Genomic DNA, 22,955 nt, shown 5'->3' with positions numbered 1-22,955 from the left:
CTCTGGCTTTGTGTTGTCAAAAGTTCATTATTTTGATACACCTCCACCCCGTTAGCGTGATCGCTATGGACGAAACGGAAGCGCCCGATAGGTTCAAATCCCGTTGGTGGTCGCACCAACTGGCGGGGAAAGCGGAGGGCCCGAGAACTCCGTTGCTTTTCTCACGGTCTTTTGCGGGGCCGGCCATTCCAAGCCCTCAGGGTTGGTCATCCGACCCTCTATGATTTCCTGAATCAAAGGCAACCGCCACACCATCCCAATGTCGGTGCCATGGCTAATGCGTCCCGAGTAGACGCCAAGCAGGTTCGTGATCTCATCGGGGGAATTAATCACGGAACCGTCAGCTAGCGTTGCCGGCCCCTTGGGGGCATAAGCGATCACGGGAGAACCTGACTGACCGGATGTTGTCCGGGCGTCAATCAGAAACCTCGGCAGCCCGGCGTAATCGAGCGAAATTTCGGAGGCAATATAGCCGCGGCTCCAGATTGGAAGGGACCCATATGAGAACTTCCCGTATGGAAAACCGATGATGCTAACCGGATCGGTGGGCATGGTGCGCAGTTTTCGAGGTTCAAACACATCCGTAAGTTGGTGCGGAAACAACCTGTAGTCGTACCAAAGGCTCTTGACCCCGCGCAGCGAGAGCGCCACAACGTCGACGCGCCGACCAAAGAATGGATGCTCGAACCATAGTGGGTGGCTGGCGTCGTCCCTTAGTGGAACGACGAGCCGCCTCCACTCCAGGGGAGCGAAGTTGGACATAAGAGTCAGGCATACATGGGTGGGGACGCGGTCGTAGTCATCGAGAATTTTGTCAGTGTCTGAGCGACGACCAGCCAGATTGTGGCGATTGGTTATCAGGTAGGGGTCGCCTTCATGGACAACAACAAACCCTGTGCCTTTCCCTATGCCGTCCCCCCGGTTGAGCATCTCCAAGAAGATGGAGCGCAGTGCGGGCATCGCAACTAAGGCTTCCACTATGAAATCCGTTCCTTCGGCCAACATCCCAACTTCAAAAGTACAGGAGGCTTGGAAGCTCATTTCGGCGCGCAGCAATGGAACCAAGCGCATACCGAGCATCTGCATACGTGGCCAGCGTTGACGGTTCCAAGTACCGGATACTCAAGACGCCTTGAAAAGACTCGGGCACACTGGGAGTGGCCGGACACCCACATGGGGAGGGAATCAAAAATAGACATGAGAGCCCACAGCGACCTGAGGAACCGGCGATACGCCGGGAGTCATGCGCGTGAGCGCGCTGTCGGGAAGATAATCGACTATCTGTTCTTCGTCCTACCCCGCCTGCTGTACTGGCACACGGTCAAGTTCATCGCCACCGCCCTGCATCACCTCACCAAGCTCTCAGCCGCAGGGGTCAACCGTCTCCTGGCCCATCGCCAGGCAAAAGCCACTCCGGCGATTGCCGTCAACCCCCAGTTAGGCGCTGTGACCGAACAGCTCCGCGTCGGTAAACGCCGACAGCACGATGCGGCTATGGAGGACTGGGATCGCGAGTGGGCCAGTCTTATGGGTTCTGGGTCGATTCTCGAGCCGGGTAAGGACGTTGTCTTTAGTGCGGCGCAGCACCAGTCCGTGAAGGCAGATTCGTCGAACGACGATGTCCTGGGTGGTGTGCTCAATGACGAACAAAGCGACAGGCACCGCGCCGTCCTCGCACGCTTCCATACCGACGTCGTAAAGCTGCACGAGGCTCGGGTTGCCCAGGCGCGCGAGGACTCCCGGCCCGCGTTGCTCACGGAAGACCAGCTCGCATGTTGGGTGCAGGCCTTCCGTAAGGCGTACGAGGACGCTGGCCAACTTCTCTCCGGCGACCCCCGCACCATGTGGGCCTGGGCCGATTATGTAGATCGGCCGCTGTCCCTGCCGGTTAGCAGTGAGGACGCGCAGCAGGTCCTCGCAGCAATCCCGCCCGGCGACCACGTCGAAATATTCGGGGCAGTAGCCGTATACAAGGGCTACCCCCAAAGAAGCAAGAACACCCTGCCGCGGGAAACCAGATTCGCCGCGCGGACATTCGACCTCTGGATCCTGCCGTCTCAGGGGCTGGCGGCGGAGGCAGAGACCATTCCCGCTTCGGACACTAAATGGTACTGCTCGATGGGGGGCAGCGTGAGCAACCCTGTAGCAGAGAGCAGCTTCACCCTGTCCGGCGGTCGGCACTTGACGGCGTATACCGAGAGGGGAGGATTATTCGACCGGTTCCACGAAGGGGCCGGGAGGTCCATCCTCAGGCTCCCTGACAACCCGCTAACGCCCTTCCCGCCAGAGCTCGGGACTGGGCGGCCGAGCCCGTCCCCAGAGACCGCTTCGACCAGCCGACTTCTCGGTGATTGGCACACTGCGGAGGACGTGGCTCTCTGGCACATGTCGGGGCCGCTCGGCTTCTTCGGCTCCCGGCTCACCGGTGGGGTGTCGGACCGCGGAGTGGATGTCGAGCACCCCGAGGCGGTGGCCCAGGTGAAGATGCAAGCGACTCCTGTCGGTTCCCCGCAGGTCCGCCAACTGCGGGGGGCACGGCCCCATCTCGGGAACCACGTCTTCTACTCAACTTCAGGCTTTACGCGGGCTGCGATCGCCGAGGCGGGAGAGACTGGCGTCGCGCTGTTCATTCTGGGCGACGACGCCACAGTCCGTCCAGACGGCTCGCACGCTAAGCGTCTCATCCTGGATGGGCACCGGCGCCACGGAGGCGACGACGCCCTAGTGGCGGGCTACATCAACTCCGTCACCGAACGCGTCCGAAAGGCGCAGGCCAACTACGGACTGGCGGACGGCAGAACGGCGACGGATGCATGGTCGGCCCTTCATGCAGCATATTCGGAGGACAGGCACAGGCTCACCAGGGCTGAAAGCTACTTGGAGGGTGCGGTAGAAGCCGTGAAACGGCATCCTAGAATCGGATCTGAGACTCACAAGGCGATCGTCAGCCACTTCCGCAATACCGACCTCAAGGCCGCCTTCTTTTGTCAGGTACTCGGCCTGCCCTATCCCGGAGACGCACCGCTGAGCCGAAGCCGCAGACGCCTTACAGCAGACGACTTCTACTGACCCGCGGCGAGCCCGTGCGGGGCCGAAACGCCAACGCGAGTGGTGGCACGGGTCGGTCGGCAGTGACAGAACGGATGCCACGAAGCCACCCAACCCGAAGACATAGGTTTGATGCCTGACAACTATGTTCAGATCGGACGAGTGGTAAACCCCATCCGTTCGTTCACGGCTTCAACGTGAGGCGGAACGGCAGACACTTGAGAGGCTTTATGCAGCGGGCCCGAACGCAGCGCTACCTCCACCGTCTCATAGCAAGCTGGTAGGTCGCCCGTGAAGAAGACCCAGACGCCGGCAGAAAACGCCGGCCGCTCTCCTCGTCAGCTCTCCGGCGGCCGCACATAAAGCGGGCGGCCGCTTGGCATGCCGTCGGGGTGCTCGAACCTATGCCATCCGAGGGTGTCCCAAAATCCGTCAGCTCCTTCGGAGTAGGCGAGGAGGCCGACGTCCCGGTGGCGATCAATGACGGCCTGGATAGCGCGCGTGCCGATCCCGGTCCGCGGTTGTCGGTATCTGCTGGCGACCTCTAGGCGCTCCAGCTCGGCATACCCAGAAGCAAGCCACGGAACACCATAGTCAGAACCCGGCTGCTTGTTGAGCGAGATCCGCGCCCGAGCTACCTCACTGTCGGCTATCCGGAACGACAGGAACTCCATATCTCCATTGTCGTAAGCACGCGGGACGTTGTCCCACCAGCCCTCCCTGAAGTCTGCGCTGCGCTCGAATGGCGAGTTATACGCACTCCGGAAGGCGAGCGTTGGATGGACTTCGATGCAGAAGCGGGGATCCTGCGCGGACAATGTGCCTCCTTGTAAATTCGACAGGTGCCCGTTGGGGGCACTCTTCCATTCTCGCTTGCCTGGGTCCTAATTAGGTTCCACGAATCCCTCGAACGCCGCCGCAATGTCTTCCCGCCCGGAGGGCCCGATCCGGTCCACCACGACAATCGATACGCCGCGGCGACGATCGGGACCGCGGGCAAGGCAGTACCGCGCGCATCCTAAGCAACAGCTCTCCGGATGGTACACGTACGGCCAAACGCCTCCGGTCGAAGGCGCCTGCACTGGCTCAATGACCGGGCGTGGATCTCCTACCTCCCTAGGGTGTGTTGCTAAACCCTGTTGGGACCTATTTTTGGTTGGCTTTGGGTATGGCTGATCGCGATCTGGTTTCGGACGTGGTGTGGTCGGTGATCGGTCCCGTCTTTCCCGTTTGGAAGGGGAACGGGCGTCCGGTCGCCGACCGTCGGCTCGTTGTCGAGGGCACGGTGTGGAAGTTCCGCACAGGCGCGCCGTGGAGGGACCTGCCCGAGCGGTTCGGGAACTGGAACACGGTGTTCAAGAACTTCGACCGGTGGGCCAAGGACGGCACCTGGGTGCAGGTGCTCGAACGGGTTCAGTCCCGGGCCAGCGAGCTGGGCGACCTGGACTGGGTCGCCTCGATCGACTCGACCATCGTGCGCGTCCACCAGCACGGCGCGACGCTTCCGCGCCACACAGGGGGCTCCGTCGAATTACAAGAAACTCGGTCCGGAACCGCCTGACCATGCGATCGGTCGCTCCCGCGGCGGCCTGACCAGCAAAATCCACCTGGTTTCCGACGGCAACGGCAGGATGCTCGCCGCGGTCCTGACTGCCGGGAACGTCAACGACACCACCATGCTGGCGGACACCCTGGACGAGATCCGGGTGCCCCGCACCGGCCGCGGCCGGCCTCGGACTCGACCGGACCGCCTGCTGGCGGACAAGGGCTACCCGTCCCGGGCCAACCGGGCCTGGCTGGCCGAACACGGAATCAAGGCCACCATCCCGGACAAAGCGGACCAGGCGGCCAACCGCCGGAAGAAGGGTTCCTCCGGCGGCCGGCCCCCATGTTTCGATTCCGAGATCCACAAGGGACGCAACGTGGTCGAGCGGTGCTTTAACAACCTCAAGCGCTGGCGCGGCATCTCCCAGCGGGCCGACAAGTCCGCACGGAACTACATGGCCGCCATCCAGCTCGCCGCGGCCCTGAACTGGCTTCGAGCCAGCTTTAGCAACGCGCCCTAGGGCCGACGTGCCGCCTGCGCGCTCATCCTGCCCGGTTCTCACACCTCCCGCTGGTCCTGCGGTCTCGGCGATGGACGCGACAATGTGCAAAACCGTATCGCTTAATTTCGGCCATCAAGGCCTTTCCCACGGACACGCACATCTCCTTGGCTGCATCGTCGGTACGGATGTCGCCGCAGGGATCAGAGAGGACGCTTCAATTGCGTGCTCACTACGGTTTCGTCCTGACCGGAGCCGGCCAACGTAACTCCGGCAACCGACCAGTTCTGGCGGGGACCTTGCAGGTCCAGAAGAACAACTCGCCGGGCTCTGGGTCGTAGAAAACGTCCAATTCGGGAAGCCCGACGGCCGTCGCCGATCCTTGGCCCGGCCTAAGCGCCTTGCTGTAAGATTGTGATCTCTTTCCCCCCGCTTAGTTGACTCCGAGCGCGGGAAATCCTCGATCACTTGAGGAAGTTGTTGTTCCGACTTAGTAGCGTTTTTCTAGAAGTCCGGTCGGCTACTACGCCACCACCGAGTGCCTAGTTTCAGGACGTACTGGCGGATGGTCAGAGAGATCCGGGTCAGAAGCGCAGCGTCGGCCCCGACAGAGGCGATAGGGATGATGGAAGATGAATGAGTACACCTACTGTCCCTGGTAGTAACTACGGCAGGCAAAGCTGCGGGGCCGAGCTGGTCCCGCAGCTCTCATACAACCCCAGCGCACAGAAGAGAGCATGCGTCCTCCTAGCTGGAGGTGACTCTCGATTGCGCGGTTAGTCCAGCTGCTTGCTATTCCGCTCGGCGCCCGAGCTGGCGGTCAAGCGAAGTGAGCATAAACTCCGCAACGCTGCACGACTCACGAACCACGAGAAGGGCCAACTCCCGGGTAACCCCTGTCGGCAGGGTTCGTCCATGGCCTGCTCCCTGGATCTTACGAAGCTCATTGACCTGATCTGCAATAGCCCAAGCAGATTGGAGCACAGCACGCACAGACTCATGCCCAGGGACGTTCGCATCCACATTTTGCGGGAGCAGGTTTAGACGCTCCCGCGAGAGGTACCAGAGATGGTTGAAAGTCTCCTTCCCAGACAGCGGTAGACCCATCTCCTGGAGTACAAACTTTGCAACAGCCTCCAGAAGATCTTTAGAAGTCCCCAGAAGGGCTCCGGGATCTTCCGTACTGCGACGAAGCCGTGCTAGCTGCTCGTCGAGAGCATGCCTTCCGCCTGTGGACACGTCGATCCCGGCCATGGGCGTTAAAAGTCCGTCATCTCCCAGAAGCCAACCACTGCGCGAGAAAGCTCGCTGTGCAGACTTCACAGCCTCAGCACTGTAATTTGGGTGATCCGATGTGAATGAGCCAAACACTCGAAGATCAGTCAGCATGGCCTCCACCAACCGCTTTGCACCCACTGGCTTGCGCACCGCTGTTGCAAATACTTGAAGGACTCGTTGCTCCTTGTTGGGTGTTCCCGGTTTTCCGTATAGGGGAGGAACGTAGGGATCATCGTCACCGTAGCCACCAGCCATGAATATGCGAGTCAGCTTGGAATGCGAGGGGCCGCTTCCGCCAAAGAAGAACCGAGCGAGAGCTGCTCCGATTTCCTGGCTGATAGGTGGTGTGGTCATGATCTGAACACTGCCTTATAAGGCCCCTCACTTCAAATTTGTACCACTAAGGCGGGGCGTGGATAAGGATCCTGATGGCCAAGCCCGTACGGTGCAAAAAAGCCAACGTGTCCCATGTCGTGGGAATCGGCACCACGCAGTTGTGTCACTCGCCGTCAGCGTCCGCCAACTCAGGAATGTCCGTCCACTCCGGCCTCCAACCGCACCTGAATTATTTCACCTGATCCGCAACACCTTCCGGCTGGCCTCGAAGAAGGACTGGGACGCCCTCAAACGGGATGTGAAGCCCCTTTACACGGCGCCGAACGCCGTGGCCGCGCGGGCAGCGTTTGAGAAGCTCGCGGAGCGCTGGGGCAAGAAATACGGGCCGATCGTGCGGCTCTGGGAAAACGCGTGGAGAGTTCATCCCCTTCCTGGACTACGACGTGGAAATCCGCCGCGCGATCTGCTCCACCAACGCCATCGAATTCCTCAACACCAGGTACCGGCGCGCCGTCAAGGCCCGCGGTCATTTCCCCGCCGAGCAGGCCGCGCTAAGGTGCTTGCATCTGGTCACCAGATCCCTCGATCCGACCGGTGCCGGCAAGACGCGATGGGCCCTGCGTTGGAAGCCCGCTTTAAACGCCTTCGCCATCACTTCCAGCAACCGATTCCCGGCTGCTGAAAACTACTAATGAAACCGCGGCTATACCGTTAATGAAATAGTCCCGAGGGGAAAGGCTTCTGTATGTGAACATCCTTGCTGCGAGGAACGAATCGTCACAAGTCAGGAGTCAAGTAAACCCGGGGCAGTCCCAAGCAGTGAAGTTACTCAGGTCCCAGGGGAAGCTTGGGTGCGACTGCTTCCAAATTAACAATTGTTAACAATCGGAAAATCTAGACTCGGAATTGTTAATCTTCGGGCGAACTGGACACGCGGGTGGCTCGGCTGGAGGGCGACGGCGTCGACGCTGAAGTACGGTAGGTAGATCATCGGGCTCATGGCAAGAACCACAATGGCTATGCGGTGGAGTGTGACTATATACACAAGGCTTCCACTCGAAGTGGCGTCCGAATATCACGCAGGATGATGCGCATAACCCGGTAGGCAGCTCAACGTACCCTCTGCGGGGTCGATGTCGTCCTCAACGAAATTTCATTGCGCGCACTGCCGGCCGACCAGGCCGAATGTCCAGGATTCTGCGAACTGCAGGTGGCGTGCGAGATTATCCGGGTGATGCAAGCGCGCGAAGCGGCCCTGCATGATTTACCGTGCAGGGCCGCTTTAACGGCATCTACTTGGAAGACTTCCAACTAAGCGATGCGTTTCTTCCAAGTGGGGCGCCATTCTTCCAATTAGGTCGACATCTCACACTCACACAAAGGACCAAAAGACCGTTTAGTTTGTCCAAGGACCTTTTGGTTTGTCCAAAGGACCAAGTCGCCTGTCTGTCTACACAGACCTAGAAATCCCAGTCGTCATCCTCAGTATTGACAGCCTTGCCAATCACATAAGAGGAACCCGAGCCAGAGAAGAAGTCGTGGTTCTCGTCAGCGTTCGGCGACAGGGCCGAGAGGATCGCCGGGTTCACGTCGGTGACGGAGGCCGGGAACATGGCCTCGTAGCCCAGGTTCATCAGGGCCTTGTTGGCGTTGTAGTGCAGGAACTTCTTGACGTCCTCGGCCAGGCCGACGGAGTCGTAGAGGTCGTGCGTGTACTGGACCTCGTTCTCGTACAGCTCGAAGAGCAGCTCGAACGTGTAGTCCTTGATCTCCTGCTTGCGCTCGTCGGACAGGCCCTCGAGGCCCTTCTGGAACTTGTAGCCGATGTAGTAGCCGTGCACGGCCTCGTCGCGGATGATGAGGCGGATCAGGTCGGCCGTGTTCGTCAGCTTGGCCCGGGAGGACCAGTACATCGGCAGGTAGAAGCCCGAGTAGAACAGGAAGCTCTCAAGCAGCGTGGAGGCCACCTTGCGCTTCAGGGGGTCGTCGCCCTGGTAGTAGTCCATGACGATCTGGGCCTTCTTCTGAAGGTTTTCGTTCTCGGTGGACCAGCGGAACGCCTCGTCGATCTCCTTGGTGGAGGCCAGCGTGGAGAAGATGGAGGAGTAGCTCTTGGCGTGCACGGACTCCATGAACGCGATGTTCGTGTAGACGGCCTCTTCATGCGGGGTGAGGGCGTCCGGAATCAGCGAGACGGCGCCGACGGTGCCCTGGATGGTGTCCAGCAGGGTCAGGCCCGTGAACACGCGCATGGTGAGCTGCTGCTCGTCCGGGGTCAGCGTCGCCCACGACTGCACGTCGTTGGACAGCGGGATCTTCTCCGGCAGCCAGAAGTTGTTGACCAGTCGGTTCCAGACGTCGACGTCCTTCTCGTCCTGGATGCGGTTCCAGTTGATCGCCTCGACGTGGCTCAGCAGCTTTACTTTTTCTGTCATGACTCCGACTCGCTTTCTGAAGAGAGACTTGGTTTGGCCGAGTCCTCGATGCAGAAGCTGCAGTCGGCTTTCTCGATGCCTTTGTTGGTGTGATGTCTGGTGTGGGCACTGCGTCGGCTGGATGGCTTGGGGACGCCTTTCCGTACTGCTGACATTTTCGCACGGGTTTCGGCGCTGGCTTTCTTCCCAAAGTTCGGGTTGCCGGCACCCTTCCTTGACCCGGAGAACGCCGCGCGGGATTCCTCGCTCATGGTGTGCCCGTAGCTTGGATGCTCAGGACCGAACTTTCCGAAGTTGGGATTCTCCGGACCCGAGTAGCTCCCCTTGCGTTCCCGCGACCACTTCTCCCGCTGCTCCAAGCTATGGTTCTTGCCGTAGAAAGAAGCCCCAGCGCCGGACTCCCTGGCAATCTTGCGGCCCGTAGAACGAATACGTGCGGCTTCTCTCATGGCTTCCGTCCACACCACTCCAGTCGGCCCCAATCCACCCTCTGACAGGTTCAGGAGCCGATCCCCCTCGCGCCGCAGGTAGCTGATCCACTCGATCTCGGCCTGCCCCAGCTCTGGCAGCCCTTCGATCCAGTCCAGTTCATCGGCTATAACCTCAGAGCGATCATGCTTCCGGAGCCAATCGTAGAAGGGCGTCTTGCGCCCCTCGGCGGCAACGCGAAAGTGCTGATGGAAACGACGACTGGCCGTCTTGGTGGTGATACCGACGTAGCGGTACTCGGCCTCCCGCCTAAGCCGGATGCCGTAGACCAAGCCGCCCGTCGCCGTCGTCGCCGTTTCCATCATTTCAACCCTCACTAAATCAACCGATTTTGGTTGTCATAGCGCGCAGCTCACGCACCCCTCCACCTCGGTCCCTTCCAGCGCGAGCTGGCGGAGACGGATGTAGTAGATGGTTTTGATGCCCTTTTTCCAGGCGTAGATCTGGGCCTTGTTGATATCGCGCGTGGTGGCGGTGTCCTTGAAGAACAGTGTCAGGGACAGGCCCTGGTCCACGTGCTGCGTGGCTGCGGCGTACGTGTCGATGACCTTCTCGTAGCCGATCTCGTACGCGTCCTGGTAGTACTCCAGGTTGTCGTTCGTCAGGTACGGCGCCGGGTAGTAGACGCGGCCCAGCTTGCCTTCCTTACGGATCTCGATCTTGGACGCCACCGGGTGGATCGAGGAGGTGGAGTTGTTGATGTAGGAGATCGAGCCGGTGGGCGGCACAGCCTGCAGGTTCTGGTTGTAGATGCCGTGCTCCATGACGGAGGCCTTCAGCTCGCGCCAGTCATCCTGGGTGGGGATGTGGATGTTCTTGAACAGCTCGGCAACCTTTTCGGTCTGCGGGACCCATTCCTGGTTGGTGTACTTGTCGAAGAACTCACCCGAGGCATACTTGGACTTCTCGAAGCCACCGAAGGTCTGGCCGGTCTGGATGGCCAACAGGTTGGAGGCACGGACCGCGTGGAACACCACCGAGTAGAAGTAGATGTTGGTGAAGTCCAGGCCCTCTTCGGAGCCGTAGTGCACCCGCTCGCGGGCCAGGTAGCCGTGCAGGTTCATCTGGCCGAGGCCGATCGCGTGGCTCTGGTCGTTGCCGCGGGCGATCGAGGGCACCGAGGTGATGTTGGACATGTCCGAGACGGCCGAGAGAGACCGGATGGCCGTCTCGATGGTCAGGCCGAAGTCCGGTGAGTCCATGGCCTTGGCGATGTTCAGCGAGCCCAGGTTGCAGGAGATGTCCTTGCCGGTCTGGTCGTAGGACAGGTCATCGTGGTACGTGGTGGGCTGGGAGACCTGGAGGATCTCGGAGCACAGGTTGGACATGATGATCTTGCCGTCGATCGGGTTTTCCCGGTTCACGGTGTCCTCGAACATGATGTACGGGTAGCCGGATTCGAACTGGATCTCGGCGAGGGTCTGGAAGAACTCGCGCGCCTTGATCTTGGTCTTCTTGATCCGGGAATCGTCCACCATCTCGTAGTACTTCTCGGTGACCGAGACGTCGGAAAACGGCATGCCGTAGACCTTTTCGACGTCGTACGGGGAGAACAGGTACATGTCCTCGTCCCGCTTGGCCAGCTCGAAGGTGATGTCCGGGATGACGACGCCGAGCGAGAGGGTCTTGATGCGGATCTTCTCGTCCGCGTTCTCGCGCTTGGTGTCCAGGAAGCGGTAGATGTCCGGGTGGTGGGCATGCAGGTACACCGCGCCGGCCCCTTGGCGGGCACCGAGCTGGTTGGCGTAGGAGAAGCTGTCCTCGAGGAGCTTCATCACGGGGATGACGCCGGAGGACTGGTTCTCGATCTGCTTGATCGGCGCGCCGACCTCGCGGATGTTGGTCAGCGCGAAGGCCACGCCGCCGCCGCGCTTGGAGAGCTGCAGCGCGGAGTTGATGGAGCGGCCGATCGACTCCATATTGTCTTCGATGCGGAGCAGGAAGCAGGAGACCAGCTCGCCGCGCTGCTTCTTGCCGGCGTTCAGGAACGTCGGGGTGGCCGGCTGGAAGCGGCCCTCGATGATCTCGTCTACCATCTGGGTGGCGAGCTTCTCGTCGCCGCGGGCTAGGTGCAGGGCCACCATGCAGACGCGGTCCTCGTAGCGCTCCAGGAAGCGCTTTCCGTCGAACGTCTTCAGTGTGTAGGAGGTGTAGAACTTGAACGCGCCGAGGAAGGTCTCGAAGCGGAACTTCTTCTTGTACGCGCGGTTGTAGAGCTCGCGGATGAAGTTCATCGTGTACTGGTCGAGGGTTTCGCGCTCGTAGTACTCGTTCTTGACGAGGTAGTCGAGCTTTTCCTCGAGGTCGTGGAAGAACACGGTGTTGTTGTTCACGTGCTGCAGGAAGTACTGGTGCGCGGCCTCGCGGTCGGCCTCGAACTGGATCTCTCCGTTGGGGCCGTAGAGGTTCAGCATGGCGTTGAGCTCGTGGTAGCCCAGGCCCTTGTAGGCGGCCGGCATCTCGTGCTTTTCCTGCTTTTCGACGGCGGTGCCTGCGCCCTCAGTTACTGCTGTGTCTGCGACAGTCGTGTCCAAAACTCTTCCAATCCTTGTTGTACGCGGTTGACGTCTTCCGGCGTCCCCATGAGTTCGAAGCGATATAGGTGCGGGACCTTGCACTTGGCGGCGATGATGTCGCCGGCCATGCAGTAGTTGTCCCCGAAGTTGGTGTTCCCTGCGCCGATCACTCCGCGGATCAGCTTCCGGTTGCCCGGGTCGTTCAAAAACCTGATGACCTGCTTTGGAACAGATCCCTCTCCCCCGGTGCCGCCGTAGGTCGGCAGCACCAGCACGTAGGGCTCCCGGGCCACCAGTGGAGCGTCCCGCAGGTAGAGGGGGATCCTGGCGGCGTCGACGCCCAGCTTCGCAACGAAGCGTGCCGTGTTTTCGGAGGTGGAGGAAAAGTAGATGAGGCGGCAGTGCGTTAGCTCGGGAGCCGCTGTGCTGACCGCTTCCCCGCTGTCAGCCGCGGCAGCCACCCGATCATCTGTTGTTACAACCATGGTGGTCACCTCATCTACCGTGAATTCTTGCCTGGTAGCGGCGCCCCTGAGCGTTTCAGAGTATTGGGAATTTCAGGCTACGGAGCGTTTCAGGCTACAGCGACGGCGGCGGCCTGCGCCAGTTCTTCGATCTTGTCCGGACGGAAACCGGACCAGTGATCCTGGTCGGTGACGACGACGGGGGCCTGCATGTAGCCCAGGGATTTCAGGCGCTCAAGGGCCTCAGCATCCTGGGAGATGTCGACGCTCTGGTAAGCGATGCCCTTCTTGTCCAGCGCGCGGTAGGTCGCGTTGCACTGAACGCAGGCCGGCTTCGTGTAAACCGTAACGGTCATGGTCCTGTCCCCTTTGTTGAAGTCTTCTGTGGAGCGCTATCCCGGCTCCGGCTGTCCCGCCCTGATGCTCTGCTGGAACTGTATGTCGATACTACATGTAGTGCAAGAGCCTCATGCGGACCCCAAGATGATGTATTACAAGTATGTCATTTAACCCACCTTTAATCCACAGGAGGGGGCCCTCCAAATGTCCGGATTTCAGCCATTTTGGCGGACGAAATCCACACCCTGTGCAGTAGTTATTCACATTAATCACCCCCGCGTGTCGCACCGCAGACGGCGTGTCGCGCCCCTCCGCCAGTAGGCACCACGGTGGCGCCGGACACTACATCTGGTGTCCGGGCACACGAAAGAGGCGGGCACCCTGGTGCCCGCCTCAAACGGATCGTGATTGTTCTAACACCCCGCGGTCAGATAGCGCCCTTGGTGGCGGCACTCTTCGTAGAAGCGTGGTCGAGCACGATCTGCTGCACGTCAAGGTAGCCCGTTTCAAAACCTGCCCGGGAGTAGCACAGGTAGAACAGCCACATCCGCTGGAAGACGGCGTCGAAGCCCATGGCCCCGACCTCGTCCGCGCGGGCCATGAACCGCTCCTCCCAGAGCCGCAGGGTCTGGGCATAGTGTTCGCCCATGGCGAGGCGTTCGCGGACCCGCAGTCCGGTCTGCTTCTCGGTGATCTCTTCGATGGCGCGGACGGACGGAATGACCCCGCCGGGGAAGATGTACTTGTGCACCCAGGTGTAACTGGTGCGGGTGGCCATGAGCCGGTCGTGGGCGATCGTGATGGCCTGGATGGCCACCTTGCCGCCGGGGGCCAGGACCCGCTCGATGGTCTGGAAGTACGTGGCCCAGTATTCGAAGCCGACGGCCTCGATCATTTCGACCGAGACGACGGCGTCGTACTCGCCCTCCACCGCGCGGTAGTCCTTGAGTTCGATCGTGACGGCGTCGGCGTAGCCGGCCCCGGCCACGCGCTGGCGGGCCAGTTCCTGCTGTTCGCTGGAGAGGGTCACGGAGTACACCGTGGCGCCGCGGGCGGCGGCGCGGAGGGCCAGCTCGCCCCAGCCGGTCCCGATTTCCAGGACGCGGGTGCCTTCCTTCACACCGGCCTTGTCCAGCAGACGGTCGATCTTGGCCTGCTGGGCGGCAGCCAGCCCGTCCCACGGCACGTTCCGCAGGGCGTCGCCGCTTTCGGGGAAGAGGGCGCTGGAGTACGTCATGGTGCTGTCCAGGAACGAGGCGAAGAGCTCGTTGGAGAGATCGTAGTGCCGCGAGATGTTGGAGCGGGTGTTCTTCTCGGTGTTCCGCTCCCTGCGCGGCTGGTGCGGCAGGTAGAGGCCGCGCAGCTTCTGCAGCGGCTCGGGCACCAACGTGCCGACGCGGGAGGCGAACACCTCCATGACGGCGGTGAGGTCATCGGCGTCCCAGTCACCGGCCATGAACGACTCGCCCAGGCCGATCAGGCCGCCGTCGCCGAGCCGGGTGGCGAAGGCTTCCGGCCGGTTGATGGTCATGACGGGGTAGGCGGCGCGAGCGGGAGCCGGGTCCGAGGGGGCTTTGCCCAAGACTGTCCCGTCCGGGTACCGAACTTCAAGCGGCAGCCTGCGCACGGCAGCCTTGAAGATTGCGTCCGCAGCGCGTCCGGCCACACGGGCCTTGAGGCTTGAGGGCACCGCCGCGATGCTGGGCCAGATGGCGGCGTCGATGGTGACGGGCGGCTGGGGAACTGTGTAAGGCACCCTACTGTTTACGGCGCCGCCGTTTACGGCCGTGCCGTTTGCGGCGCTGCCGTTTGCCGCGCTGCTGCGCGTGGTGCCCTCTGCCCGACCCGTACCGGATCCGGTCGCTTCGGTCATTGTCACTGAACTGCCTCCTGTGAAGGGTGGTGTGGTTTCTTGATGATGGGCAGGCGGCGCGCCCACAGCCTGATGCCTTGCCAGCGGATCTGCGCCGCGACACGCAGCGGGGCCAGGGGTACCGCGAGCGCCGCGGACGCGATGTTCCGCAGGGTGGCTTTGTGGCGGACACCGTCCATGGTGGCGATGAAGGGCTGCTGGCCCTCCCGTTCCAGGACTATCGATACGGCGAGCCGTTCGCCGGGTTCGGGGAGCTTCATGCGGTACTCGCCGTCGACGTCGTTGAACGGCGAGACGTAAAAGGCCTTCGGGACGCTCGCACGGCCCGCGCCGTCCGTTTGGAGGAGGTAGCAGTGCCGCTCCCCATAGGTGTTGTGGACCTCGACGACGACGCAGCGCAGCTCACCGGCAGCGTCATGGCACCAGAACACGCTCAGCGGGTTGAAGACGTGCCCGAGCACCCGGGCGCTGGCGAGCATGGTGATCCGTCCGCCGTCGAGCCCGTTCCCCTGCGCGGGCCCGATCCCCTGAGTGGCAAGGTAGCGTTCCACGTTGCCGCGCAGGGTGCCGTCCGGAACACCCAGGTGGTCCTCAACCCGGAAGCCGGCCAGCGGCCGGAGCAGGCGCGGGAGCTGCGGGAGGTGGTCGACGTCGACATACCAGCTGTAGCTGCGGTAGGTGAAGGCGTTGCGCAGCGGGGTGCGCCGCACGTGCGAGATGACGGTGCGGTAGATGGCCGCCTGATCCTTGGAGCCCTGCGCGCTCATGGTGCCTCCGCTGTGGCCGGCTGAACAGTGACCGGGAGCGGCTCCCAGGCACGGCCCAGCCGGGCGGCGGCCTTGAGGCCGGACAAGGCGCCGTCCTCGTGGAATCCCCAGCCGTGGTACGCGCCGGCGAAGGCCAGGCGCTCGTCGCCGAGCCCCAGGATCCGCTGCTGCGCCTGCAGCGACTCCGGGGTGTACTGCGGGTGCTCGTACACCATCCGGTCCAGGACCGCGGCGTCGTCGATCAGTTCGGACTCGCCGAGGCTGACGATGTACCGGCCGCCGTCCGCCGGCTCGAGCCGCTGCAGCCGGGTCATGTCGTAGCTGACCAGGACCTTGTCCGGCCGGGCGTCGCAGGACGGCAGCCGGTAGTTCCAGGAGGCCTGGGCGTTGGGGCTGGCGGGCAGCACGGCTTGGTCGCGGTGGAAGACCGTCTGGTTCACCGAGTACGGCATGCCGCCCAGGGCGGCCCGCTCGGCGGCCGAGGCGCCGGTGAGCATGCGCAGGGCCTGTGCCGGGTGCGTGGCGATGACGACGGCGTCAAAGGTCTCCCGCACGGTACCGGCACCCAGCGCGGACGTGACGTCCACGCCGTCGGCGTGCCGGTGCACCGTGGTGACGGGGCTGGCGAGCCGGATGTCCGACAGGGTCTCGGCCACCTTGTCGACGTAGCTGCGCGAGCCGCCGGTGACTGTCCGCCATTGCGGCGAGCCCTTGACCCCGAGCAGGCCGTGGTGGCCCAGGAAGGTGAAGAGGTAGCGGGCCGGGTAGGCCAGCGCGGTGGTGGGGTCACAGGACCAGACGGCGCTGACCACGGGGGTCATGAAATGCGAGATGAAGTAGCGGCTGAATTTCTCCCGGGCCAGGAAGTCGCCCAGCGTGAGTTCGTCTCCCGCTGCCGTGCCGGTGCCTATGCCGGCGCCTGTGGCGGGTTCCGCCAGCAGGGCGCGGGCCCGGCGGTGGAACCGGGTGACTTCCAGAAGCATCAGCAGGTAGCGGCCGCGCAGCAAGGTGGCCGGCCGGGGAATGATGCCGCTCCCCTTCGGCCGTGCGCCGGCGTATTCCAGGCCGCAGCCGTCGCAGCGGACGGACATGCTCATTTCCGAGTCCTGTGTTTCGACACCCAACTCAGCGAACAGACGCAGGAGCGTGGGGTAGGTCCGCTCGTTGTGGACAATGAAGCCGGTGTCCACGCCCAGAGTGGGCCCGCCCTGCTGCGGCACATCGTGGGTGTGGGCGTGGCCGCCGAGCCGGTCGTCCGCCTCGAAGAGGGTTACCCGGTCCTGCCCGTTCAGCACGTACGCGGCGGTCAGCCCCGCCACTCCGCTGCCGATGACGGCGACGCGCCGGCCTGCCGGAATCCCTGCTGCTTGCGACACTGGTCTGCTCCTGTTGTTTAGCGCCTGTTGATTAGGGCGAGATGCTGTCTACCCCGAACTCTCTTGTGGGCAATTCGTTGCTGCCGGGCGGCCGGATGAGTATGAATTCCGCATTTTTCGGTTCGGCTTTCAGTGCGGTGCCTGTGGCGCCGGCATCCGAAGCCTGGCTGGGGCCCGGGGACGGCCGGATATGCCACAATGAAGCGGGAATTCCGGTCCCGGCTCCGCGGACCGCTACCAGGCGAAGGGCAGCCCTTGATCAACCCCGTCCATCTGCGGACCCTCGTGGAAGTGATCCGGCTGGGATCGTTTGCGGCCGCCGCGGCCCGGCTCGGCTACACGGCCTCGGCCGTCTCCCAGCAGATGTCGGCGCTGGAACGCGACACCGGCGTCACCTTGTTCCAGCGGGGGGCCCGCAGCATCCAGCCGACGGAGGCCGCCGTCGTGATGACGCGGCACGCTGCCAAGGTGCTGACGGACATCGAGACGCTCATGGCCGCCGCCTCCCGGGCGCAGGAGAGCCCCAGCCAGGAGCTGCGGCTGGGCATCTTCCCGAGCCTCGCCACCTATGTGCTGCCGCCGATCCTGCAGAACCCGGCCTGGAAGAAGCTCGGCATCGATCTGCGGGTCTCGGTCGCGGAACCGGCCCAGACCATCCAGGGGCTGCGGACCGGCGGCGAACTCGACGTGGCCCTGGTGTACCAGGTGGGACAGTCCGGCCTCGCCTGGCCGCACACCGTGGACCGGCAGTGGATCGGCGACGACGACTTCCGGGTGGTGCTGCCGGCGGCCTGGGGCATCGGCACGGATTCCAAGGTGGCCGCGCCGCATCTCTCGGACATGCCGTGGATCATGCACCACCCGGGCACGTCCGACGCCACGGTGATCGAACGCCTCTTCGCGAGCTGCAACCTGCACCCCCGCGTGGTGGCCTACAGCGATGACTTCCACGCCAGCCTGGAGATGGCGGCCGCCGGGCTCGGCGCCGCGCTGGTCCCCGAACTCGCCCTGCGGCACCGGCCGACCGGCGTGGTGGTCCTCGATGTCCCGGAGATCCGGCTGGCCCGGAACGTTTTCGCCCTGCTGCTCAACGAGAAGCGGACCGCCCAGGTCCAGTTGTTCGTGGAACTGCTGGCCGAGACGATGCACCGGCTCGGCGCCGCACGACAGGACTGAGCCGAACGGGCTCAGCTTAGAGGCCTGCGCTGAAGGGCCTAAAGAGGGTTTCGCTGCGGAGCCCGATCGAGAAGGATGGGGTCCATGAACAAAAGCTATTCAGCCTCCCGGCCTGTCGCCTCCGACAACCCCGAAGTAATCGCCGCGGCCGTCCGCGCCGCCACCGAGGAACTCCGGGACACCCTGAAGCGCCATGGCATCGAGGTGAGCTTCGATGACATAGCCCTGCTGGGCCACTCGGAGTCCTGGGACGACGAGGGGACGCGCTGGGTCGAGGTCGAATGGGACGGCGTGGAAGCCGGCTAGGACCTGATCCGCTTTCCGACCGGCGCCACCAGCGCGTCGATGATCCGGTGCCTGGTCCGGGTGTACGGCGGGTAGATGAGTTCCAGCGTGTCCGGCCACAGCGGCTTGTCCAGGGTGGAGCGCTCATGCGAGAACGTCCGCACCGAATGTTCCCCGTGGTAGGCCCCCATGCCGCTGCCGCCGACCCCGCCGAAGGGCAGCCCGGGAACGGACAGGTGGGCCGCCGGAACGTCGAAGCACAGCGCCCCGGACGAGGTCCGCTCGGCGAAGGCGCGGCGGGTGGCCGGATCCTTGCTGAAGACGTAGAGGGCCAGCGGATTGGGCCGGCCGTTGACCTCCTCGATAGCCCCGTCCAGCCCGCGCACGGGCACCAGCGGCAGCAGCGGTCCGAAGATTTCTTCCGCCATGACGGCGTCACCGGGCGCCGGCCGCAGCAGGGTGGGCGCAAAGTAGCGGCTGGCGGCGTCGCGCTGTCCGCCGTGCACCACGGTGCTGGCGTCGGCGAGGGCAGCGAGCCGTGCAAAGTGGCGGTTATCGACAATCCGGCCTTAGGACGGGCTCGCCGAAGTGTCCGTCCCGAAGAGCGCCGCAACGGCCCTGATCAGCTCGGCCTGAAGCGGCTCCAGGACTTCCTCCCGGGCCAGAACGTAGTCCGGGGCGACGCACGTCTGCCCGGCATTCATGAACCGGCCCCAGGCGATCCGCTTGGCTGCCGTGGCCAGGTCCGTGGACGCATCGACATAGGCCGGGGACTTGCCACCGAGCTCCAGCGTCACGGGGGTCAGGCGCTCGGCCGCCGCGCGCATCACCACCTTGGCAGCAGCCTCTCCCCCGGTGAAGAAGATGTGGTCGAAGCGTTCGGCCAGCAGCACCGTGGTTTCCGGGATGCCGCCCTCAACCACCTCGACGGCGCCGGCCAGGTATTCGGGCATCCACCGGGCCAGCACGGCCGACGTGGCCGGGGCGTGTTCGCTCGGCTTGAGCACCACGGTGTTCCCCGCGGCCAGGGCGCCGGCGAGCGGACCGAGCAGCAGCTGCACCGGGTAATTCCACGGCCCGATCACCAGCACCACGCCCAGCGGCGTGAGTTCGGTCCAGGCACGGGCCGGCTGCACTGCGAGCGGCACCGGCACGCGACGGGGCCGCAGCCAGCCTTCGAGGTGCCGTTCCAGATGTGCCGCCTCGGCGTCGACGAACCCGATCTCCGCCAGTTGCGCCTCCGTGCGGTGCTTGCCCACGTCCGTGGCGAGGGCCTCGGCGAAGTCCCTGTGCCGTTCCGCCAGCAGGCGCCGAAGCTGGCGGAGCTGCTCCAGCCGCCACGTGAGCGGACGGGTGGTCCCGGCGTCGAACACGGCCCGGGCGCGGACGACGGGCGAGGTTACATGCTGCATCCGATCAATGTACAGTCACACGGATGTCCGCCGGTCCGGTACCGGATAAAACCCATCCAACGCTGGAATGGTCCGGTTTTCAGGACTATGTTGAACATATGAACAAGGTAGCGAGCAAGCACTTCGGCGAGGTCGAGCTCAATCACGGAAGGGACCATAATCTCACCGCCACGCATGAGCTGGCGGGCCAGACCGTGGAACTTGACTTGAATGTCAACGCGCATGACCATTTCGATGAAGCGGCCATGCATAAAGTTGACTACCGCTTGCGCTTCCTACCCGAACTCGTGGACCAGGTCCGCGAAATGATCGCCGAGGAACTGGACCAGGAAGGCACCAGCCCGCAGGAGTACCGCCACTTCCATTGCAACGCGATCAAGGACGAACACCTCAAAAAGGTCTTCGGCGTCGAGAACAAGAGCCAGCTCACCGACGAGGTCTTCCTCAAGGCGCTCAAGCTGGGCCACGTGGGCATCTACCCCGGCCAGCCGGAACGCTACTTCGTCCTGGACTTCACGCTGGGCCAGCACTTCACCGACGAGGTCCTCGTCGCCTCCGCGGATGAGGACGGCGTCGTCGACGACGAAATCCTCTGGGAATCCTGACCCGGGAATCCTGAATCGAGTGCTCCGCAGGCGCCCTTTTGAGCGTTCACAACGGCGGCTACTCAGCAATCGCTGACGAAGAACGTACGACGCCGGCCGGCCACCTTGTGAGGTGACCGGCCGGCGTCGCTTGTGAGTAAAGCGGGTTACTTGGCGACTGCTTACTTGGCGGATTGAAGCAGTTCGGCGCGGACCGTCTTGGTGGCCGTGACCAGGTTGCGCAGGGACTCTTCGGTCTCGGCGTAGCCGCGGGTCTTCAGGCCGCAGTCCGGGTTGACCCAGAGCTGGCGGGACGGGACGTGCTTGACCGCGGTGCTCAGGAGCTCGGTGACTTCCTGCTCGCCCGGGACGCGGGGCGAGTGGATGTCGTAGACGCCCGGGCCCACGCCGCGGCCGAAGCCGTGGGACTCGAGGTCGTGCACAACCTCCATGCGGGAACGGGCGGCCTCGATCGAGGTGACGTCGGCGTCGAGGCCGTCGATCGCGTCGATGATGGCGCCGAACTCGGAGTAGCACAGGTGGGTGTGGACCTGGGTGGCGTCAGCGGCGCCCGCGGTGGACAGGCGGAAGGACTTCACGGACCAGTCCAGGTACGCGGCCTGGTCGGCCTTGCGCAGCGGCAGGAGCTCGCGGAGGGCGGGCTCGTCCACCTGGATGACCTTGATGCCGGCGGCTTCGAGGTCGGCGATCTCGTCGCGAAGGGCCAGGGCCACCTGGTTGGCGGTCTCGCCGAGCGGCTGGTCGTCGCGGACGAAGGACCAGGCGAGGATGGTGACCGGGCCGGTGAGCATGCCCTTCATCGGCTTGTTGGTCAGGGACTGCGCGTACTTGGCCCATTCCACCGTGATCGGGGCGCTGCGGGTGACATCGCCCCACAGGATGGACGGGCGGGTGCAGCGCGAGCCGTAGGACTGGACCCAGCCGTGCACTGTGACGTCGAAGCCTTCGAGGTTCTCGGCGAAGTACTGGACCATGTCATTGCGCTCAGGCTCGCCGTGGACCAGGACGTCGAAGCCGAGCTCTTCCTGCAGCTCAACGACGCGCTTGATCTCTTCCTTCATCAGCTGCTCGTACTGCTCCGTGGTGAGGTCGCCGCGGTTGGCGCGGGCCCGGGCGGTGCGGATTTCCGAGGTCTGCGGGAAGGAGCCGATGGTGGTGGTGGGCAGCGGCGGCAGGTGCAGCGCCTTCTCCTGGGCTGCCTCGCGGACGGCGTAGGCGGAGCGGCTGAAGTCGGCGTCGGTCAGGGCGGCGGTGCGGGCCCGGACGTCGCCGCGGCGGACGCCCTCGGCCTCGGCGCGGGAGGCGATGACGCGGGTGGCCTCGTCGATGGCGGGCTGGACGGCAGCCTCGTCGGTCAGCAGACCGGCCAGGGTGACAACTTCAACGGCTTTCTGGTCGGCGAAAGCCAGCCAGCTGCGCAGCTGCTCGGACAGCTGGACTTCCTCGTCGACGTCGTGCGGGACGTGCTGGGTGGAAGTGGACGTGCTGACGGCCAGCTTAGCCACCGACTTCTTCAGTTCGGCGATCTTCTTGGCGGAGCCGGCAAGATCGTTGCGCCAGATGTTGTGGCCGTCCACGACGCCGGCAACGAGGGTTTTGTTGCCCAGCGCGGCGAGGGCCGCGGCGGACGGGACCTCGCCCTTGAAGACGTCCACGTGCAGGGCGTCGATGCCGGTGGCGGCGAGCGTGCCGAGCTGGCCGTTGAGCGCGCCGTACGGGGTGGAGACGAACAGCTGCGGGCGCTGCGCCGCGGCGGCGAGGGCCTCGTAGGAGCGGGCGACGGCGGCCTGGACTTCCACGGCCGGGGTGTCCTGGTCCACCACGAGGGCGGGCTCGTCGAGCTGGACCCAGCTGGCGCCGGCGGCGGCGAGCTTCTGAAGCAGTGCGGTGTAGACGGGGAGGATGTCCTCGAGGCGGGACAGCGGGCTGAAGCCGGCCGGGGCGTCGTCGGAGGCCTTGCTCAGCAGGAGGAACGTGACCGGGCCGACGATGTACGGGCGGGTTTCCACACCGTTGGCGAGGGCGTACTCGAATTCCTCGACTATCCGGTTGGAGGTCAGCGCGAAGTTGGTCTCCGGGCCGATTTCCGGCACGAGGTAGTGGTAGTTGGTGTCGAACCACTTGGTCATTTCCAGTGGCTGCTGTTCCTTGTTGCCGCGGGCCAGGGTGAAGTAGCCGTCGATGCCGAGCTGTCCCTCAGCGTTGAGGAGGTTCCCGAAGCGGGCCGGCACGGCGCCGAGGTGGGCGGCGGCGTCGAGCACCTGGTCGTAGTAGGAGAAGGTGCCGGGGACGGCCGCGGCTTCGGTCAGGCCCAGGCCCTGGAGGCGCTTGGCGGTGCCGATCTGGATTTCCTTGGCGGCGGCGTCCAGGGCTGCGGCGTCGATCTTGCCGGCCCAGTAGGCCTCGACGGCTTTCTTGAGCTCGCGGCGGCGGCCGATGCGGGGGTAGCCGAGGATCGAGGCGGACGGGAAGGGCGTGATGGGAAGGTCAGTCATGGGAAGTCCTTGAAGT

16 protein-coding genes and 3 pseudogenes are annotated in these 22,955 nt (G+C 63.8%); 6 read left to right on the top strand and 13 right to left on the bottom strand.

Going from position 1 to position 22,955, the window contains the following annotated elements:
• Window positions 1-93: 93 nt before the first annotated feature.
• Window positions 94-1,086 carry a trypsin-like peptidase domain-containing protein gene (locus AC1DEM_RS15355; RefSeq protein ID WP_476885164.1) on the bottom strand — a complete coding sequence of 331 codons (993 nt, stop codon included), beginning with the start codon at window positions 1,084-1,086 and terminating at the stop codon, window positions 94-96.
• 111 nt (window positions 1,087-1,197) lie between these two features.
• Between AC1DEM_RS15355 and AC1DEM_RS15350 the strand changes: the two genes are divergently transcribed.
• Window positions 1,198-3,069: a restriction endonuclease gene (locus tag AC1DEM_RS15350; RefSeq protein ID WP_476885163.1), complete on the top strand. Its 1,872-nt coding sequence runs from the start codon at window positions 1,198-1,200 to the stop codon at window positions 3,067-3,069.
• Window positions 3,070-3,386: 317 nt separating this feature from the next.
• Here the strand turns inward: AC1DEM_RS15350 and AC1DEM_RS15345 are convergent, their stop codons facing one another.
• Window positions 3,387-3,866, bottom strand: coding sequence for a GNAT family N-acetyltransferase (locus AC1DEM_RS15345; RefSeq protein WP_476885162.1), 480 nt, complete (start codon window positions 3,864-3,866; stop codon window positions 3,387-3,389).
• A 350-nt stretch (window positions 3,867-4,216) separates the two neighbouring features.
• Here AC1DEM_RS15345 and AC1DEM_RS15340 point away from each other — a divergent pair.
• Window positions 4,217-5,114, top strand: a pseudogene (locus AC1DEM_RS15340) (IS5 family transposase).
• Window positions 5,115-5,885: 771 nt separating this feature from the next.
• On the opposite strand, the gene AC1DEM_RS15335 reads toward AC1DEM_RS15340, so the two are convergent.
• Window positions 5,886-6,725, bottom strand: a complete 840-nt coding sequence (locus tag AC1DEM_RS15335) for an abortive infection family protein (RefSeq protein ID WP_476885161.1) — start codon at window positions 6,723-6,725, stop codon at window positions 5,886-5,888.
• Window positions 6,726-6,936: 211 nt separating this feature from the next.
• Between AC1DEM_RS15335 and AC1DEM_RS15330 the strand changes: the two are divergent.
• Window positions 6,937-7,399: pseudogene (locus AC1DEM_RS15330) on the top strand (transposase); the annotation flags it as partial.
• Window positions 7,400-8,167: 768 nt separating this feature from the next.
• On the opposite strand, the gene nrdF reads toward AC1DEM_RS15330, so the two are convergent.
• The 8 genes from nrdF to AC1DEM_RS15290 form a co-directional block, all read right to left on the bottom strand.
• Window positions 8,168-9,142, bottom strand: a complete 975-nt coding sequence (nrdF, locus tag AC1DEM_RS15325; RefSeq protein ID WP_476885160.1) for a class 1b ribonucleoside-diphosphate reductase subunit beta — start codon at window positions 9,140-9,142, stop codon at window positions 8,168-8,170.
• A complete protein-coding gene (locus tag AC1DEM_RS15320) occupies window positions 9,139-9,936 on the bottom strand; it encodes an NUMOD3 domain-containing DNA-binding protein (protein ID WP_476885159.1) in 798 nt (265 codons plus the stop codon). Before AC1DEM_RS15320 ends, nrdF begins: the two co-directional genes overlap by 4 nt.
• 33 nt (window positions 9,937-9,969) lie before the next feature.
• A complete protein-coding gene (gene nrdE / locus AC1DEM_RS15315; RefSeq protein ID WP_476885218.1) occupies window positions 9,970-12,090 on the bottom strand; it encodes a class 1b ribonucleoside-diphosphate reductase subunit alpha in 2,121 nt (706 codons plus the stop codon).
• 44 nt (window positions 12,091-12,134) lie between these two features.
• A complete protein-coding gene (gene nrdI / locus AC1DEM_RS15310) occupies window positions 12,135-12,632 on the bottom strand; it encodes a class Ib ribonucleoside-diphosphate reductase assembly flavoprotein NrdI (protein ID WP_476885158.1) in 498 nt (165 codons plus the stop codon).
• Between the two features lie 89 nt (window positions 12,633-12,721).
• Window positions 12,722-12,967 (bottom strand): glutaredoxin-like protein NrdH, encoded by a 246-nt coding sequence (nrdH, locus tag AC1DEM_RS15305; RefSeq protein ID WP_018773329.1) that lies wholly within the window; start codon window positions 12,965-12,967, stop codon window positions 12,722-12,724.
• A 410-nt stretch (window positions 12,968-13,377) separates the two neighbouring features.
• Window positions 13,378-14,823, bottom strand: coding sequence for a class I SAM-dependent methyltransferase (locus AC1DEM_RS15300; RefSeq protein ID WP_476885217.1), 1,446 nt, complete (start codon window positions 14,821-14,823; stop codon window positions 13,378-13,380).
• Between the two features lie 2 nt (window positions 14,824-14,825).
• Window positions 14,826-15,590, bottom strand: a complete 765-nt coding sequence (locus AC1DEM_RS15295; RefSeq protein ID WP_476885157.1) for a DUF1365 domain-containing protein — start codon at window positions 15,588-15,590, stop codon at window positions 14,826-14,828.
• Window positions 15,587-16,966, bottom strand: a complete 1,380-nt coding sequence (locus AC1DEM_RS15290; protein WP_476885156.1) for an NAD(P)/FAD-dependent oxidoreductase — start codon at window positions 16,964-16,966, stop codon at window positions 15,587-15,589. Before AC1DEM_RS15290 ends, AC1DEM_RS15295 begins: the two co-directional genes overlap by 4 nt.
• Window positions 16,967-17,221: 255 nt before the next feature.
• Here AC1DEM_RS15290 and AC1DEM_RS15285 point away from each other — a divergent pair, with 255 nt between their 5' ends.
• Both AC1DEM_RS15285 and AC1DEM_RS15280 read left to right on the top strand, forming a co-directional pair.
• Window positions 17,222-18,142, top strand: a complete 921-nt coding sequence (locus AC1DEM_RS15285) for a LysR family transcriptional regulator (protein WP_476885155.1) — start codon at window positions 17,222-17,224, stop codon at window positions 18,140-18,142.
• An 84-nt stretch (window positions 18,143-18,226) separates the two neighbouring features.
• Entirely contained in the window at window positions 18,227-18,448 is a 222-nt protein-coding gene (locus AC1DEM_RS15280) for a hypothetical protein (protein ID WP_476885154.1), read from the top strand.
• On the opposite strand, the pseudogene AC1DEM_RS15275 reads toward AC1DEM_RS15280, so the two are convergent.
• Window positions 18,445-19,839 (bottom strand): annotated as a pseudogene (locus tag AC1DEM_RS15275) (aldehyde dehydrogenase family protein). The gene AC1DEM_RS15280 and the pseudogene AC1DEM_RS15275 sit on opposite strands and share 4 nt — an antisense overlap.
• Window positions 19,840-19,937: 98 nt before the next feature.
• Between AC1DEM_RS15275 and AC1DEM_RS15270 the strand changes: the two are divergent.
• Entirely contained in the window at window positions 19,938-20,444 is a 507-nt protein-coding gene (locus AC1DEM_RS15270) for a DUF2004 domain-containing protein (protein ID WP_476885153.1), read from the top strand.
• 161 nt (window positions 20,445-20,605) lie between these two features.
• Here AC1DEM_RS15270 and metE read toward each other — a convergent pair whose 3' ends face one another.
• The gene (gene metE, locus AC1DEM_RS15265) at window positions 20,606-22,939 is read right to left on the bottom strand and encodes a 5-methyltetrahydropteroyltriglutamate--homocysteine S-methyltransferase (protein WP_476885152.1); all 2,334 of its coding nucleotides are present in this window, start codon (window positions 22,937-22,939) and stop codon (window positions 20,606-20,608) included.
• Between the last annotated feature and the right edge of the window lie 16 nt (window positions 22,940-22,955).

Source organism: Arthrobacter sp. 05T420, assembly GCF_056396305.1.
This window is presented reverse-complemented; position numbering and strand designations above follow the sequence as displayed.

Excerpts from the sequence above, each read along its gene's own strand:
- AC1DEM_RS15355 (WP_476885164.1), bottom strand. The coding sequence starts at position 1,086 with ATGCAGATGCTCGGTATGCGCTTGGTTCCATTGCTGCGCGCCGAAATG.
- AC1DEM_RS15350 (WP_476885163.1), top strand. The coding sequence starts at position 1,198 with ATGAGAGCCCACAGCGACCTGAGGAACCGGCGATACGCCGGGAGTCAT.
- AC1DEM_RS15335 (WP_476885161.1), bottom strand. The coding sequence starts at position 6,725 with ATGACCACACCACCTATCAGCCAGGAAATCGGAGCAGCTCTCGCTCGG.
- nrdF (WP_476885160.1), bottom strand. The coding sequence starts at position 9,142 with ATGACAGAAAAAGTAAAGCTGCTGAGCCACGTCGAGGCGATCAACTGG.
- AC1DEM_RS15320 (WP_476885159.1), bottom strand. The coding sequence starts at position 9,936 with ATGATGGAAACGGCGACGACGGCGACGGGCGGCTTGGTCTACGGCATC.
- nrdE (WP_476885218.1), bottom strand. The coding sequence starts at position 12,090 with ATGCCGGCCGCCTACAAGGGCCTGGGCTACCACGAGCTCAACGCCATG.
- nrdI (WP_476885158.1), bottom strand. The coding sequence starts at position 12,632 with ATGGTTGTAACAACAGATGATCGGGTGGCTGCCGCGGCTGACAGCGGG.
- nrdH (WP_018773329.1), bottom strand. The coding sequence starts at position 12,967 with ATGACCGTTACGGTTTACACGAAGCCGGCCTGCGTTCAGTGCAACGCG.
- AC1DEM_RS15300 (WP_476885217.1), bottom strand. The coding sequence starts at position 14,823 with ATGACCGAAGCGACCGGATCCGGTACGGGTCGGGCAGAGGGCACCACG.
- AC1DEM_RS15295 (WP_476885157.1), bottom strand. The coding sequence starts at position 15,590 with ATGAGCGCGCAGGGCTCCAAGGATCAGGCGGCCATCTACCGCACCGTC.
- AC1DEM_RS15280 (WP_476885154.1), top strand. The coding sequence starts at position 18,227 with ATGAACAAAAGCTATTCAGCCTCCCGGCCTGTCGCCTCCGACAACCCC.
- AC1DEM_RS15270 (WP_476885153.1), top strand. The coding sequence starts at position 19,938 with ATGAACAAGGTAGCGAGCAAGCACTTCGGCGAGGTCGAGCTCAATCAC.
- metE (WP_476885152.1), bottom strand. The coding sequence starts at position 22,939 with ATGACTGACCTTCCCATCACGCCCTTCCCGTCCGCCTCGATCCTCGGC.